The organism is Acinetobacter ihumii (assembly GCF_900625095.1).
GTDB lineage: Bacteria > Pseudomonadota > Gammaproteobacteria > Pseudomonadales > Moraxellaceae > Acinetobacter > Acinetobacter ihumii.
In genome coordinates this window covers 715,809-731,959 of the sequence record NZ_LR130760.1, presented here as the reverse complement: position 1 = coordinate 731,959, position 16,151 = coordinate 715,809, and the positions used below count along the sequence as shown (strand labels likewise).

Genomic DNA, 16,151 nt, shown 5'->3' with positions numbered 1-16,151 from the left:
ATGCTCAAGATGTAGCCGATCATGTTAATTTGTGTTGCTTTAAAATTAGACAAATAAAAATTTGAACGCATCAAAAAAGAAATTTTGCTTATGTACTTTTAAAATTTCACGTTATCACAATGTAAAAAGCTGCCTTATATAATTATATAAAGAGTTGCCTTATGTAAATTGCTGAAAAAGTTGTGCCATACCCTCAGATGCTGTTTTTTTAATGAGCTGGTATTGAGTCGGTACGCGTGAGTAATCGGCTTTCGGGTCTATATAAAAAGCTTGGCAGTGTGCTGGAATTTCATGAATGAGACCTGCCACGGGATAAACAGCTAAACTTGAACCAATGACAATGAAAATATCTGCATCTTGTATAAGATCAATTGCATCTTCATAAGCGGGCACTGCTTCTCCAAACCAGACCACATGTGGACGAAGCGGATAACCTTGAGGGCATTGGTCATGTTTCAAGTCGAGTTCCCAACCCTCAATCGGATAAAACTCCTGTGTAAATTGTGCGTTTGGCCCAGAACTTTTAGCTAAACGAATATTGCCATGTAAATGCAATACATGACTAGATCCTGCACGTTCATGCAAATCATCTATATTCTGTGTAATGACTTGAACATCAAAAAAGGGCTCTAGTCTTGCAATGTATTGATGTGCAAGATTGGGCTCAGCAGTTAAAATATTTTTGCGTCGTTCATTGTAAAAGCGTTGAACCAGTTCGGGGTTGCGTTGCCATGCTTCGGGCGTAGCAACGTCCTCAATCCGATAATTTTCCCATAGCCCATCACTGTCCCGAAAAGTGCGAATGCCACTTTCTGCACTCATACCAGCACCTGAGAACACCACCAGTTTTTTCATATGGTCTCAATCCTTATTTATATTGAATTGCACTATATAAAGGTATAAACCAAGTGAGAGAATATTCAAGTGAGAATGTAGGCAAAAAATATCCGCCATATTGGGCGGATATTTCAAAGGACTCAATCAATTATTTGTCATGATGTAAATATTCAGGTTCTTTAGGTAATTTAAAACTACAAAAGAAACAGATAATTAGCATGATAATAACATAAATAAAGAATTCATTTTCCACACCGGCTTGTTTAAATTGTAAAGCAACTGCAGGAGCTGAACCACCAAAAATAGCATTTGCAACAGCATAAGAAAAACCTACGCCTAATGCACGAACATGCGGTGGAAACATTTCTGCTTTAATCAAACCACTGATTGAGGTGTAAAAACTCAGGAACATCATGAGGAAGATAAGCAACAGTGTGATAATAATAGGTGAATAGCTAAAATGACGCATAGCGATTACCATCACTGGATAGATTAAAATGGCACTACCAGCACTAAATGCCAACATGGAAGCACGGCGACCAATTCGGTCGGAAATTGCACCGAATAAAGGCTGTGCAATCATATAAACAAATAGAGCACAGGTCATCATGTAGCCAACGGTCTTACCTTCAATACCTAAACTGGTAATGTAAGTTTTTGAATAAACCGTTAAAACATAGAATGTCAGTGAACCTGCTGAGGTATAACCTACTACCAGTAGAAAAGTTTTCCAGTGATGTTTAAATAGCTCACGCAAAGAACCAGATTCTTTCTTTTCACTGTCTTCGTGTGAAAGCGTTTCTTCCAGTTTGCTTCGAGCCAGTAAGGAAACAATCGCTGCAATACCCCCAATCACAAATGGAATTCGCCAGCCACCATCCATCAGTTGTTGTTCAGACATGAATGCAAGCAATATCACTCCAACCAGACTGGCAAGTAATTGACCTCCTGAAAGCGTTACATATTGAAAAGAAGCATAGAAACCGCGATGCCCTTTAAGCGCAATTTCACTCATGTAGGTTGCCACAGCGCCGTATTCACCACCGACAGATAGACCTTGTAGCAGTCGAACTAATAATAGTAAGAACGGCGCAATCATGCCGACTTGATCATAAGTTGGAAGTAATGCAAACAGAAATGAACTGATTGCCATTAAAGCAATCGAAATGACCATAGATTGTTTACGACCATGTTTATCTGCAATTCGACCAAATAACCAGCTACCAATTGGGCGCATAAAGAAACTTGCTGCGAACACGCCCCACACGTAAATGCCTTGTGCGGTGGAATTCATATCTGGTGCAGTAAGGGCATGCTGAAAATACATGGCAAAAACTGCATAAATATAGAAATCAAACCATTCCACTAAATTACCTGATGATGCACCTACAATCCCGAGGACACGCTTCTTTTTTTCTTCTTTGCTATAAACTACTTCGGTTTCACTCATGCTTATATCCTTATGATTCAATTTTGGTCTTGTCATGGCTTAAACCTGACTTGACTGATCGCCCAAACTTATTCTCATATCATGAGAAAGATAAAAGCATACTCCTGTTGTAGATCGGCAATCTATAGTAAAAGTTTACATTTAAAGGATTTAAGGAAAGCCCGGAATCTCAAGGCTTATGCTATATAAGCTTAAGTATTTGATTTATATTTTTGTTTAAGCTGTTTATGGGATCTTATCTACTTGCACATAAAATCGGCATCTATTTTTAGCTGTCGTACGTAAAATATTCAGGAGGATGCAACTATGAAATTCAGTTGACTGCGCTACTTTAAGTTTTATCAGTTAAGTGTACAAATAAATGGCTTAGTGAGCAGAAGTCCAATCCGATAAAAAGTTGCGAATTTCCTGACTAAATTTTTTAGGTTCAGTAATTAATGGCGTATGACCCGAACGTTTAAAATAGACAGGTTGAGATTTTTTCACACTGTTGGCAACAATGGTTTGTCCTGCTTCGGGGTACAAGCTTGAATTTTTCCCTATAAAAAAGGTGGTTGGACATTGAAGCTGCGTCAATGCCTGCCGGTAATCCTCTTGGTGATAAAGATAGTTTTTAATATACCAATGTAAATAATCGACCCGTTGAATAGGCAATAAGTATTTCTGTAAAGGGGGCCGATTGAGTGCCATTTTAAAAATAATAGGACTGTACTTATTGCTTCCCTGAAGTTCGATAAATTCTGCCCAAGATTTGACCAAAGCTTGGCGATGTTCAAATTCAAGATCATCCAAATAAATTGCATCAGGATAAAGACTCAGTAAATGATCCAGCTTGGCCAATAAACTTTTAAACTGTGCGTGTTTCGCTCCAAATAAACCAAACTGCCATGAATCATCAACAACAATTTTTGGGGTTTGATCAATGTGTAAATATCCAGCCAATTGCTGGGTCAAATGACCATGTTGCATGCCATGCATGGCAGTCGTCGCGCCCATGGAATATCCAATTACGATAAAGTTTTCAAGCTTGAGTTGTTCAATTAAACAGGCTACATCACGCCAATGACTTGAAATGGCATCCATATTTTCAGGAATAGCACAGTTTTTAGAGCGACCAAAACCACGCCAATCGGGAATAATGAACTCAAACTTATTGAGCTCAGTAAAAATAAAAGGCAACCATTGCCAACTGACCATACCTAAACCTGATAGCACCAGAACAGGTTTGCCATGACCAATACGGCGTACAAATAACTGTTCCTGATCAGACATGGTATAAAAGGGCATGAATAATTCCTCTTTAGTCTACTGACTCATTTTCAGGTTGAACTTCAGTCATTTCAAATTGCTTGAGTTGCGGAATAACTTCTTCAAGCCAGTCAACCCAGCCTTGTTCTGAGTGTATACCAAGTTCCAGAATTTTTTTGTGAATAAATAACACCCGATTGTGATTGGTGGTATTTTTAAAATCCTTGTCGTACATGCTTTGGTAAATCGTTAATGTATCTTGATGTAAAGACAAGTGTCGCTGTAGCTCTTCAATAATTTGATGACTACCTAATTGTGCATCAGCGCGTAAACGTACCATTAAATCTTCACGTAGTTGAGCAGGTTCACTTTTCTGCATCAACCAGTCTGCCAGTTCAATTCGTCCGGGCTGTTCAACCTGATAGGTTTTTTTACGACCCTGATCGTGTTCATCCTCTATAGTGGAAATCCAGCCTTTACCAAGCATCGTATTCAGTTCACGATAAATTTGTTGGTGGCTGGCATTCCAGAAAAATCCCATGGAGCGATCAAAACGCCGTGCAAGTTCAAAACCAGTACTGGGTTTTTCTAGCAAGCTGGTTAATAAAACATGGGACAGTGACATGGTACTCTACTCACAAATTGTGACTGATCAGATTATGCAACATGTTGCATAAAAATCAAAATTTGATTATAAATTTATGCAACAAGTTGCATTAAGCAAGCATAAAAGCAAGCCAAGGAGTAGTTATGTCATCCTATCCACATTTATTAGCACCGCTGGATTTAGGTTTTACGACTTTAAAAAATCGTGTATTGATGGGGTCAATGCACGTGGGGTTAGAGGAAGTACCCGGTGGTTATGAGCGTATGGCTGCTTTTTATGCAGAACGTGCTAAAGGTGAAGTTGGCTTGATTGTGACGGGTGGTATTTCTCCCAATGATGATGGCGTAACTTTTGCAGGTGGCTCTAAACTCGATAGCTTAGAAGAAGCAGAACATCACAAGGTGATTACTCAGGCGGTGCATGAGGCTGGGGGTAAGATCGCCTTACAAATTTTGCATACAGGTCGTTACTCTTATCAGGCTGAAAATGTTGCACCGTCTGCTATTCAAGCCCCAATTAATCCTGTGAAACCTAAAGAACTGAGTTCTGCTGAAGTCGAACAAACCATTGCTGACTTTGTGAACTGCGCCAAGCTTTCACAATATGCAGGTTATGATGGGGTGGAAATTATGGGATCGGAAGGTTATCTCATTAACGAATTTATTGCGGCACGAACCAATCATCGTGATGATGAGTGGGGTGGCAGCTATGAAAATCGTATTCGTTTCCCGATTGAAATCGTCAAGCGTACCCGTGCAGAAGTGGGTGAAAACTTTATCATTATCTACCGCTTATCGATGCTGGATTTAGTCGAAGGTGGTTCGACGCTTGAAGAAGTGATTCATCTTGCTAAAGAAATTGAAAAAGCGGGTGCAACAATTATCAACACAGGTATTGGCTGGCATGAAGCACGTATTCCGACGATTGCAACTAAAGTTCCTCGTGCAGCATTTACATGGGTCACTGAAAAATTAAAAGGTGTAGTGAAAGTTCCATTGATCACATCAAACCGTATTAATACCCCTGAAATGGCTGAACATGTCTTGGCTCAGGGTCAGGCAGACATGATTTCCATGGCGCGCCCAATGCTTGCCGATCCTGAATTTGTTTTAAAAGCAAAAGAAGGTCGTAGTGATGAAATCAATACCTGTATTGGATGTAATCAGGCCTGTCTGGATCATATTTTTTCAATGCGTACCGCGACTTGTCTGGTCAATCCACGTGCTTGCTATGAAACAGAACTTATTTTTAAAGAATCAACTACACAAAAGCAGATCGCAGTGATTGGTGCAGGTCCAGCAGGTTTAAGTTTTGCAGTGTATGCCGCCAGCCGTGGTCACAAAGTTAAAGTGTTTGAAGCCAGTCATCAAATTGGTGGTCAATTTAATATTGCAAAAACAATTCCGGGTAAGGAAGAGTTTTACGAGACATTACGTTACTTCAAACGTCAAATTGAGTTACAGCCGAATATCCAACTGGTTTTAAATCACACGGCAACATTTGATGAACTGGTCAATTCAAATTTTGACGATATCGTGGTTGCTACGGGTGTCACACCACGCCAATTGCAAATTGAAGGAATTGATCATCCGAAAGTCTTGTCTTATATCCAAGTGTTAAGAGAGCGTGTGCCTGTTGGAAAACATGTTGCGATTATTGGTGCGGGGGGAATTGGTTTTGATACAGCAGAGTACCTCACTCAACATGGTGAAAGTGCAACCACCAATCCGGAAAAATTCTATGATGAATGGGGCATTGATACCTCATATGCCAATGTGGGTGGATTAAAACAGCCAACAGTTGAGCCTTCTGAGCGAGAAGTATTCTTATTGCAACGTAAGGATTCATCTGTTGGAGCGAATCTGGGTAAAACTACAGGCTGGATTCATCGTACTGGGCTCAAACATCGTCAGGTAAAAATGATTGCAGGTGCCCATTATCAAAAAATTGATGATGACGGCTTGCATATTATGGTTGCAGATAAACCAATGACCTTAAATGTAGACAACGTGGTGATTTGTGCAGGACAGGAATCCTACACAGCCATGTACGATGCGCTACGTCAAAGCGGAAAAAATGTACATTTGATTGGCGGTGCCAAAGAAGCAGGCGAGCTGGATGCCAAGCGTGCCATTCGTCAGGGTGCTGAGCTAGCAGCTACAATTTAAACATGATCAGGCTTAAGCATTGAGTAGACTTAAGCCTGATTTAACTATTCAGGATGAAGAAATGTCAAAAATTGAACAATCAGTACAACGCTGGCATGAGATGCTCGACACTCGTGATATAAGCATTCTCAACGAACTGTTGGCAGATGACGTTTGCTTTCACTCGCCCGTTGCATTTAAGCCTTATCAGGGTAAACAGGTGGTTTTCTTTATTTTGAGTAATGTGATTACGATTTTTGAGAACTTTACTTATCACCGCGAGTTTTATACCGAAGATGGTCAGAATGTCGTGCTTGAATTTAGTGCCAATGTGGGAGAAAAAAGTTTAAAAGGTATCGATATGATTCGTTTTAATCAGGACGGGAAAATGACTGACTTTGAAGTGATGATTCGTCCCATGAGTGGTCTACAGGCATTAGCTGAGAAAATGGGACAGCGTATGGCAAATTACACGCCATAAAAAAAGCAGATACAAATGAAGTATCTGCTTTTAGCTTGCTTTTATAGTACCGATGTTTAAATTAATTTTTTAAAGCAGGAGTAGCTGCTGCAATGGCTGCTGCAACTGCATCATCTTCACTTTGAGCATCACTATTATTCGTTGCAGCTTTGGTAGAAGACGATTGCTCAGTGGCAGGTTTAACCGAATCTGATTTACTTTCTTCTTTCTTCGGTTGAGCCGCCGTAACATTCGTATCGGTTGGCGTAGGTGGAGTTACTTCGCGACGCACTTCGGTCGTAGTGTGTGGTGTTTCTTCACGTTCAATCTGTACTTGTGCTGGAGTTTCTGGTTGTGTTTCAGCACTATCTAGTGATTTAAACTCGGCTGGTTGTTCGGGTTGATCCTGAGTGGTGGTTTCAACCTGTTCTTGCTCTTCTTCTTTCGGTGGTTCTTTTTTAACACATGCAGTGAGAAGGAGACCTGTTGCAATCAAGCCACATATTAGAAATTTCTTATTCATACTCGCACAAATCTATGCTTAATCAAGGTAAAGCTATTATAGCAGCAAATATGAGATTGAAAATCCTGCGCTATGTAGCTAATTTTTTATCGAAAATGCTGATAGAATAGCCAATTGTTTATTGTTCTATGAATTGCGGTGGATTGACTTTGCTTTATTGGTACAGAGTAAAGTAAAATTGCCCAACATTGTAGGCCGATTTAGGCTCGATTGTACGAGAAACTCAATGACCCATTTTATTTTCGTGACTGGTGGTGTGGTTTCATCACTAGGTAAAGGTATTTCAGCTGCTTCAGTTGCTGCACTTTTAGAAGCCCGTGGTTTAAAAGTGACCATGGTAAAAATGGATCCATACATTAATGTCGATCCGGGAACAATGAGTCCCTTCCAGCATGGTGAAGTTTTTGTCACAGAGGATGGTGCCGAAACTGACCTAGATTTGGGTTATTACGAACGTTTCCTACGTCGTGCGAAAATGACCAAATTGAACAATTTTACCAGTGGTCGTGTTTATCAGGACGTTCTAAACAAAGAACGTCGTGGCGATTATCTTGGTGGTACGGTACAAGTGATTCCGCACATTACCGACAATATCAAAGAACGCGTACTCGCCGCAGGCGAAGGCTATGACGTTGCGATTGTTGAAATTGGCGGTACAGTGGGTGATATCGAATCACTGCCTTTTATGGAATCTGTACGTCAGTTGATGGTAGAGCTTGGTCATAAACGTACCATGCTGATGCATCTCACCTTACTTCCTTATATTAAATCTGCTGCTGAATTGAAAACCAAACCAACCCAGCATTCTGTCAAAGAATTACTGTCGATTGGTATTCAGCCAGATATCTTAATTTGTCGTACTGAACACGATGTCGATGCGGATACCAAACGTAAAATCGCATTGTTTACCAATGTTGAAGCTCGCGCGGTTGTGGTCTGTAAAGATGCGAAAACCATTTACCAGATTCCTCGTGATTTTTATGAGCAAAACGTTGACGATTTAATCTGCGAACGCTTTGGTTTCAATGACTTGCCAGAAGCAGATTTGACCGATTGGGATCAGGTGTGTGAAGCATTATTTAACCCAGAATATACCGTTCGCGTTGCGATGGTGGGTAAATATGTTGAGCTTCCAGACGCATACAAATCAGTCAATGAAGCCTTGTTACATGCAGGTATTCAGAATCGAGTTAAAGTTCAGATTGATTATGTCGATGCTGAGAAATTTGAAGATTTAGATGTGTCTGTATTAGACAGTGCTGATGCGATTTTAGTTCCGGGTGGTTTTGGTGAGCGTGGAACTGAAGGTAAGATGAAAGCCATTCAGTATGCCCGTGAAAAACAAGTGCCATTTTTGGGAATTTGCCTCGGTATGCAACTGGCTGTGGTTGAATATGCGCGTCATGTGGCAGGTTTAGCTGATGCTACATCGACAGAATTTAACCGTACAACTAAATCACCTGTAATTGGTCTGATTACTGAATGGTTAGATGAACGTGGTGAATTACAACAGCGTAGTCTTGAGTCAGATTTAGGCGGTACCATGCGTCTAGGTGCACAAAAGTCTGAATTGGTTGAAGGCACCAAAACCCGTGAAGTGTATGGTAAAGCTGAAATTACCGAACGTCATCGCCATCGTTATGAAATGAATAACCGTTTTATCGAACCTCTTGAAAAAGCAGGTATGAAAATTTCAGGTTATTCAACGGCGCAGCATTTGGTAGAAACAGTCGAAATTCCTGAACATCCGTGGTTTATTGCTGTACAATTCCACCCAGAATTTACAAGTTCACCTCGTGATGGACATCCTTTATTTGCAAGCTTTATTGATGCTGCGAAAAAGCAGTACCAAAAGAGCAAGTAATCGACGCATAAACTAGGAAGTTTAAATGTCACAATTAAAACCACAAGAAATTGTACGTTTAGGCGATATACAAATGGCAAATCATTTGCCATTTGTATTATTCGGCGGTATGAACGTACTTGAGTCCAAAGACCTAGCTTTTGAAATTGCAGAAACCTATATTGATATCTGCAAACGTCTTGATATTCCTTATGTGTTTAAAGCAAGCTTTGATAAAGCCAATCGTTCTAGCTTGAACTCTTTTCGTGGGCCGGGTTTAGAAAAAGGCGTTGAATGGCTGGGTGAAATTAAAAAACAATTTAATGTTCCAATTATTACCGATGTGCATGAGCCTTATCAGGCAGAGCCAGTGGCTTCAGTCGCCGATATTATTCAGCTTCCTGCATTTTTAAGCCGTCAGACTGATCTGGTTGTAGCGATGGCAAAAACCCAAGCCATTATTAATATTAAAAAAGCACAATTTCTTGCACCACATGAAATGCGTCATATCTTGCATAAATGTCTGGAAGCAGGAAATGACAAACTGATTTTATGTGAGCGTGGTTCAGCGTTTGGCTATAACAATCTGGTGGTCGATATGCTTGGCTTTGACATTATGAAAGACATGAATGTTCCTGTGTTTTTCGATGTCACCCATGCCTTGCAAACACCGGGTGGTCGTGCTGATTCGGCTGGTGGTCGCCGTGCGCAAATCACCACTTTGGCACGAGCAGGCATGGCAACAGGTTTAGCTGGATTGTTTTTAGAAGCGCATCCTGATCCTGACGTTGCCAAATGTGATGGGCCATCAGCGTTACGTTTATCGCAACTTGAGCCATTTTTGGCGCAAATTAAAGAATTGGATACCTTAGTCAAAGGATTCAAAACCTTAGATACTCATTGAGTTGTTACATTTAGATTAAAAACGACCATAAATCAGTTTAGGGTTGTTTAAATTGTAAAAGACTTATTTCATATTCATTTAACCGAGGAATTGTTCATGAGCCAAATCGTTGACATTCGTGCACGTGAAATTTTGGACTCTCGTGGTAACCCAACCATCGAAGCTGATGTCATTTTAGAATCTGGCGTTGTTGGCCGTGCATGTGCACCATCTGGTGCTTCAACTGGTTCTCGTGAAGCTTTAGAACTTCGTGACGGTGACAAAGCTCGTTATTTAGGGAAAGGTGTTAAAAATGCGGTTAACAACGTAAACACTTTAATCCGTGACGCTTTAGTGGGCAAATCAGTATTTGAACAAAAAGACATCGATAACACGATGATCTCGCTTGATGGTACTGAAAACAAAGAAAAATTAGGTGCAAATGCAACTTTAGCGGTATCGCTAGCGGCTGCACGCGCTGCTGCGACTGAAAAGAAAATCCCTCTTTTCCAATACATCGCAGACTTACGTAGTCAAACTACATTGTCTATGCCTGTACCTATGATGAACATCATCAATGGTGGTTCACATGCAGACAACAATGTTGATATTCAAGAGTTCATGATTGAGCCAGTGGGTTTCACTTCTTTTGCTGAAGCGTTACGTGCGGGTGCTGAAATTTTTCATTCTCTAAAATCAGTTTTAAACAAAAAAGGTTTAAACACTGCGGTGGGTGATGAAGGTGGTTTTGCGCCGAACTTACGTTCGAACGAAGAAGCGATTACGGTGATTCTTGAAGCAATTGGTCAAACTGGCTACAAAGCGGGTTCTGACATTATGCTTGCACTTGACTGTGCATCGTCTGAATTTTATAAAAATGGTCAATATATTCTGGCAGGTGAAGGCAATAAAGCATTCACAAGCAACCAGTTCTCTGATTATTTAGCAGGTCTAGTCAATCAATATCCAATTATCTCGATTGAAGATGGTCTGGATGAATCTGATTGGGAAGGTTGGAGCTATTTAACTTCAATTCTTGGCGATAAAATCCAATTGGTAGGTGATGATTTATTCGTTACAAATCCAAAGATTTTACAACGTGGTATTGATGAGAAAGTGGGTAATTCGATTCTGATCAAATACAACCAGATTGGTACATTGACTGAAACCTTAGATGCCATTTACCTTGCCAAAGCCAATGGTTATACGACGGTTATTTCTCACCGTTCTGGTGAAACAGAAGATTCAACCATTGCGGATTTGGCAGTTGGTACTGCGGCAGGTCAAATCAAGACAGGTTCACTGTGCCGTTCTGACCGTGTAGCAAAATATAACCAATTACTTCGTATTGAAGAATTGACTCATGCTGCATATCGCGGTAAAGCTGAATTCAAAGGCCTAAACTAATCTTTGGATGCTATGTTAGAAGTATTTAAATCGACTTCGAACAAATTGATACTGTTACTCGCAATTATTTTAGTTGCGAGTTTACAGTACAGTTTCTGGTGGGGCGAAGGTGGTTACTTTGCTCACCAGACTTTACGTCAGCAAATTACTCAACAAGCTGAAATAAACGAAGAATTAAAAGAACGTAACCGTATATTGGCGGCAGAAGTGTTTGATCTTAAAAATGGTAGTGAAGCCATTGAAGAACATGCACGTTTAGATCTCGGTCTGATTAAGCCTCGTGAAACTTTTGTCCAAATGAGTACCATCAGTACCCATTATAAACCAATTTATATTGATCCAAATGCTAAAGTAGACTTGGAAACCAATGAAACCCCACCAAATCCAGATGTCCCAGACTAAGTTGTGGGCAGTGATTCCTGCTGCGGGTTCTGGAAGCCGTTTTTCAAAGACCGAACTTAAACAATATCAGACCATTCAGCATAAAACCGTACTTGAACATACGCTTGATCGGCTAAATACTTTGCCATTAGCGGGTTATGTGCTGGCAATTAGTCAGCAAGACACCGTTGCAAAAACACTGGATTTTACTGTGCCAGAGAAAGCGCATTTTTGTTTAGGTGGTGCTGAAAGGGTGCATTCCGTTTTAAATGCATTGTATTATTTGACGGGTATTGCATCCGATGATGATTATGTGTTGGTACATGATGCTGCGCGTCCATGTGTCAGTGCTGAAAATCTCAATACTTTGGTCAATTATTGTGTTGAACATGACACTTCCGCCATTCTTGCGATTCCTGTGCGTGACACTTTGAAGTTTGCAACGCATCAACGGATTCAAAATACGGTTAGCCGTGAACAGTTATGGCAAGCACAAACCCCACAAATGGCAAAGTTGGGCGTACTTCGAGAGGCAATTGAACAGGCACTTGTCGCTCAAGTGAATATTACCGATGAAGCCAGCGCGCTTGAACATGCTGGTGTTCCGGTGGATGTGGTACAAGGTCGTTCAGATAATATTAAAATTACTTATACGGATGATCTGGAACTGGCACGTTTAATATTGGCATCGCAACAGGCGTCATCAATCGGATAAAAAAATCTAAATTGTAATCCTGCGTGACAAGCCTTCACATAAAACGGCTTGTCATCAGTTCTGTTCAGAACTAATTTAAATAATAGGTTTTATTCAGCATGATTTGGTCTCTGTTTATTTTTCTTTCTAAGGGAAAATAAAACGGGACTTTTTGAAAGAACTCTCATCTATATTTTGATTATTTCAATTTGACTGACATCTTCACCATTAAAAATATAGAACATTTTAGTCTTTGTCATCGATAAAAATAGCAGGCCGTATATGCATATCATCGTGTTGGGCGCAGGCGTTATTGGAACCACTTCAGCATATTATTTAAGACAGGCAGGCCATGAAGTTACGGTCATTGACCGACAGCCGGGTGTGGCACTGGAAACCAGTTTTGCCAATGCAGGACAAATTTCACCGGGCTATGCGTCCCCATGGGCTGCACCGGGTGTACCGCTCAAGGCATTTAAGTGGATGTTTCAGCATCATGCTCCTTTAACTATTAAAATTACAGGAGATATGTACCAATATCACTGGATGGTACGCATGTTGGCAGAGTGTAATATTCATCGTTATAAAATTAATAAAGAACGTATGGTTAGAATTTCAGAATATAGCCGTGATTGTCTGGATGAATTACGTCAGGAAACAGGGATTCATTTTGATGAGCGGCAGTTGGGCACCTTACAGTTATTTCGTAAACAGCAACAACTGGATGCAGCTGAAAAAGATACAGTGGTATTAAAAGAAGAAGGTGTGCCTTATCAACTTTTGGACAAACAAGGCGTGATTCAGGTTGAACCTGCATTGGCTGAAGCAACAGTTGATTTTGTTGGTGGATTACGTTTACCTAATGATCAGACTGGAGATTGCCAAAAATTTACCGTTGAATTGGCAGAACTTGCTGCGAAGCAAGGTGTACATTTTATGTTGAATACCAGCATTCGTCATCTTGAAAAACAGGCTGACCAAATTGCTTCGGTGGTGTTACAGGATGGAAACAAGATCAAAGGCGATGCTTATGTCATGGCACTTGGGAGTTATAGTCATGAAATGCTGAAACAGATTGGGCTATTTGCACCTGTTTATCCGCTTAAAGGTTATTCAATTACCACCCCAATTTTAAATGCGCATAAGTCACCTGTTTCGACCATACTGGATGAGAGTTACAAGATTGCTTTAACACGTTTTGATGATCGTATTCGTGTCGGTGGAATGGCAGAAATTAACGGTTTTGATCGTTCACTGGATACTTCGCGTGAAGACACGCTTAAAATGGTCTTACATCAGTTATTTCCTTTTGCCAGTAGTTTGGATCAGGCCAGTTTCTGGACAGGTTTAAGACCTGCAACCCCTGATGGTACGCCGATTGTCGGTAAGACCAAGTATTCAAATTTATTTACCAATACAGGGCATGGCACTTTGGGCTGGACCATGTCATGTGGTTCTGCAAAATTATTGTCTGACTTAATTTCCCGGCAGACGCCGCAAATTCAAGCAGATGATTTAAGCATTGAACGTTACGAGAAACATATACATTTTTAAATTGTGTAAAATTCAAAGCAAGCAGATTTGGTCTAACAATTGTTCGTGGAAATTCAACGTTTTCGCTTTATGATGATTAAGCTCATTTTTGAAAATGGATGATCCATTCAAAGAAAAATAACGTGCTGATTTGGGGAAATGGCATGAATACAGGTGTGATGAATGTGTTTAAAATCATTTTTTTGACATCAATACTCATGCTTTCAGGTTGCCAATTGGTTGAGTTGCGTGAAAATCAGTTGAGTCAATCTTTAAATCATAAAGCCGCAAACATTTTAACCAGTCAACATTTAAGTTCGGCAACATCAAACATCATTTATTTGACTAATTTAAATCAAAGGACGTGTCTGGCTGAGTTTGAGGCTTGTTTAAAAGCCGTGGATGCAATTCATTCGAATGATCAAGATGCGTATCATGCAGCTTTAAGTGAACTTTATCTGGCAAAAGCACTCGAACAGTCATGTGATGAAAGGGCAGCATCAGTGACTTGTAGCGAGAAAGAACTGCAATATCTGGATCTGAGTCTGAGGCATAGTTATGCTTATTTATTTGCCTCTAAAAATACACCGTCGCATCGTGCCTTTGACTATCGTCAGAATCAGGTGCGTATATTTTACAATGTTGCCATTTCAAAATTATTAAGTCGCTACGATGAGCTTCACCCACAAACACTGTGGTCAGATAAAGTTTCGATTGCAGAACATGACTATACAATTGATGCTTCACAATTTCCGCATCTTAAAGAACATCGTATTATCAGTCTTAAATCCAGCTATAACATGAACTTTTCAGGCTTTCATACCGTCAACCGTACCGATGGTTTAGGTGCTGAGTTTGTAATTGAATTTGCTGAACATACTCAAAATAATGGTTTTATTTTAGATCCAGTCGAGTTTTATCAGGATGCAATTTCTCCCAATATTCATGCACCCAAAGTATTGCCATTAACAGCATTGATGGTGCCAGAAGATGAAAATATTCCTTTTGATGTCAAACATAGTCATTTTAAGATCAGGTTAATTGATCCTTATTTGTATCATCAGGTTGAGGTGAATCAGGCGGATTACACTTTAACTGCAAATTATTCTGCGCCTTATGGTTATTGGCTTTCGCAAAATCATTTGGGTAAAGCGGGTTATTGGACATTACTGAATAAAGAACATGATTTGTTAATGCCGCATGTCTATATGCTGGAACCCTATAACCCCAATAAAAAAGTGATTGTGTTTATTCACGGTTTAGCCAGCAGCCCTGAAGCATGGGTTTCTTTGACCAATGACATTATGGGAGATCAGGAACTTCGGGAGAACTATCAAGTCTGGCAAGTTTTTTATTCGACCAATATGCCGATCTTTGAAAGTCGTTATCAGATTTATACTTTACTCACACAAGCCTTTCAAAATATTCAGACTGTATATCCACCTGTAGAAAATGCGGTACTGATTGGTCATAGTATGGGCGGTGTAATTAGTCGTTTATTGGTGAGTGATCAGGATATTTCAGAAGCAGCGATCACCAAAATGACCAAATCACAATATGCGATGCTCAATGAACATCCTGTGATTCGTGAGCGATTTATATTTAAACCCATTCTAAATTTTTCCCGTGCTATTTTTATTGCTGCGCCACATCGGGGCACAAGTTATGCGGATCGCTGGTTTACGCGTTTAGCTCGTAATATCATTAAAATTCCCAATGAATTTTATGACAATGTGCAATCCAGCTCACTTTTGGATAAGACCAATACTGCCCGACATCATGGGTTGATTGAAAACGGAGCCAGCAACCTAAGCGAGCATTCTGATTTTATGTTGCTTACTCAAGCTATTATGCCTGCTCAAACCGTTGAGTATCATTCAATTATGGGTAATGCAGCACATTCAGAATTGCCTTCATTTATGAATGATGGCATCGTGCCATATAATAGCTCACATCTGGCTGGCGCTGCTTCAGAAAAAGTAATTCGTGGTGATCATTATGTGCAAATGACTACTTCAGCGATTAATGAAATGCGTAGAATATTATTGTTGCATTTAAAGCATGAATAGATGTCTTTGTTGATTGTTTAAAGCTTGTTGATTTTCACTTAGGTCGAAATAACAATGACCAAAGCTCAT

The 16,151-nt window shown here is 40.1% G+C and carries 14 protein-coding genes; 9 read left to right on the top strand and 5 right to left on the bottom strand.

What is annotated here, in order from left to right; all coding sequences use genetic code 11:
- Positions 1-159 precede the first annotated feature (159 nt).
- The 4 genes from E0D95_RS03380 to E0D95_RS03365 form a co-directional block, all read right to left on the bottom strand.
- Positions 160-855 carry an SIR2 family NAD-dependent protein deacylase gene (locus E0D95_RS03380; RefSeq protein ID WP_130802554.1) on the bottom strand — a complete coding sequence of 232 codons (696 nt, stop codon included), beginning with the start codon at positions 853-855 and terminating at the stop codon, positions 160-162.
- Positions 856-985: 130 nt separating this feature from the next.
- Positions 986-2,287, bottom strand: coding sequence for an MFS transporter (locus E0D95_RS03375; RefSeq protein ID WP_130802553.1), 1,302 nt, complete (start codon positions 2,285-2,287; stop codon positions 986-988).
- 366 nt (positions 2,288-2,653) lie between these two features.
- The gene (locus tag E0D95_RS03370; protein ID WP_130802552.1) at positions 2,654-3,574 is read right to left on the bottom strand and encodes an alpha/beta fold hydrolase; all 921 of its coding nucleotides are present in this window, start codon (positions 3,572-3,574) and stop codon (positions 2,654-2,656) included.
- A gap of 13 nt (positions 3,575-3,587) precedes the next feature.
- The gene (locus E0D95_RS03365; RefSeq protein WP_130802551.1) at positions 3,588-4,160 is read right to left on the bottom strand and encodes a PadR family transcriptional regulator; all 573 of its coding nucleotides are present in this window, start codon (positions 4,158-4,160) and stop codon (positions 3,588-3,590) included.
- 125 nt (positions 4,161-4,285) lie between these two features.
- Between E0D95_RS03365 and E0D95_RS03360 the strand changes: the two genes are divergently transcribed.
- Together E0D95_RS03360 and E0D95_RS03355 are read left to right on the top strand one after the other, a co-directional pair.
- On the top strand, positions 4,286-6,310 hold the full coding sequence (locus tag E0D95_RS03360) for an NADPH-dependent 2,4-dienoyl-CoA reductase (RefSeq protein ID WP_130802550.1): 2,025 nt from the start codon (positions 4,286-4,288) through the stop codon (positions 6,308-6,310).
- A 61-nt stretch (positions 6,311-6,371) separates the two neighbouring features.
- On the top strand, positions 6,372-6,770 hold the full coding sequence (locus tag E0D95_RS03355; RefSeq protein ID WP_130804827.1) for a nuclear transport factor 2 family protein: 399 nt from the start codon (positions 6,372-6,374) through the stop codon (positions 6,768-6,770).
- Between the two features lie 61 nt (positions 6,771-6,831).
- Here E0D95_RS03355 and E0D95_RS03350 read toward each other — a convergent pair whose 3' ends face one another.
- The gene (locus E0D95_RS03350) at positions 6,832-7,272 is read right to left on the bottom strand and encodes a superantigen-like protein SSL4 (RefSeq protein ID WP_130802549.1); all 441 of its coding nucleotides are present in this window, start codon (positions 7,270-7,272) and stop codon (positions 6,832-6,834) included.
- A gap of 226 nt (positions 7,273-7,498) precedes the next feature.
- Here E0D95_RS03350 and E0D95_RS03345 point away from each other — a divergent pair, with 226 nt between their 5' ends.
- The 7 genes from E0D95_RS03345 (at position 7,499) to E0D95_RS03315 (ending at position 16,082) form a co-directional block, all read left to right on the top strand.
- Positions 7,499-9,136, top strand: a complete 1,638-nt coding sequence (locus E0D95_RS03345; protein WP_130802548.1) for a CTP synthase — start codon at positions 7,499-7,501, stop codon at positions 9,134-9,136.
- Between the two features lie 25 nt (positions 9,137-9,161).
- Positions 9,162-10,019: a 3-deoxy-8-phosphooctulonate synthase gene (gene kdsA / locus E0D95_RS03340; RefSeq protein ID WP_130802547.1), complete on the top strand. Its 858-nt coding sequence runs from the start codon at positions 9,162-9,164 to the stop codon at positions 10,017-10,019.
- A gap of 96 nt (positions 10,020-10,115) precedes the next feature.
- Complete coding sequence (eno, locus tag E0D95_RS03335) at positions 10,116-11,405, top strand: phosphopyruvate hydratase (protein WP_130802546.1); 1,290 nt, start codon at positions 10,116-10,118, stop codon at positions 11,403-11,405.
- A gap of 12 nt (positions 11,406-11,417) precedes the next feature.
- A complete protein-coding gene (ftsB, locus tag E0D95_RS03330) occupies positions 11,418-11,807 on the top strand; it encodes a cell division protein FtsB (protein WP_130802545.1) in 390 nt (129 codons plus the stop codon).
- Positions 11,773-12,501 carry a 2-C-methyl-D-erythritol 4-phosphate cytidylyltransferase gene (gene ispD / locus E0D95_RS03325; protein ID WP_130802544.1) on the top strand — a complete coding sequence of 243 codons (729 nt, stop codon included), beginning with the start codon at positions 11,773-11,775 and terminating at the stop codon, positions 12,499-12,501. The genes ftsB and ispD overlap by 35 nt, the downstream gene beginning before the upstream one ends.
- Positions 12,502-12,762: 261 nt before the next feature.
- Positions 12,763-14,034, top strand: a complete 1,272-nt coding sequence (locus tag E0D95_RS03320; protein WP_130802543.1) for a D-amino acid dehydrogenase — start codon at positions 12,763-12,765, stop codon at positions 14,032-14,034.
- Positions 14,035-14,177: 143 nt separating this feature from the next.
- Positions 14,178-16,082, top strand: a complete 1,905-nt coding sequence (locus tag E0D95_RS03315; RefSeq protein WP_130804826.1) for an esterase/lipase family protein — start codon at positions 14,178-14,180, stop codon at positions 16,080-16,082.
- The last annotated feature ends 69 nt before the right edge of the window (positions 16,083-16,151 follow it).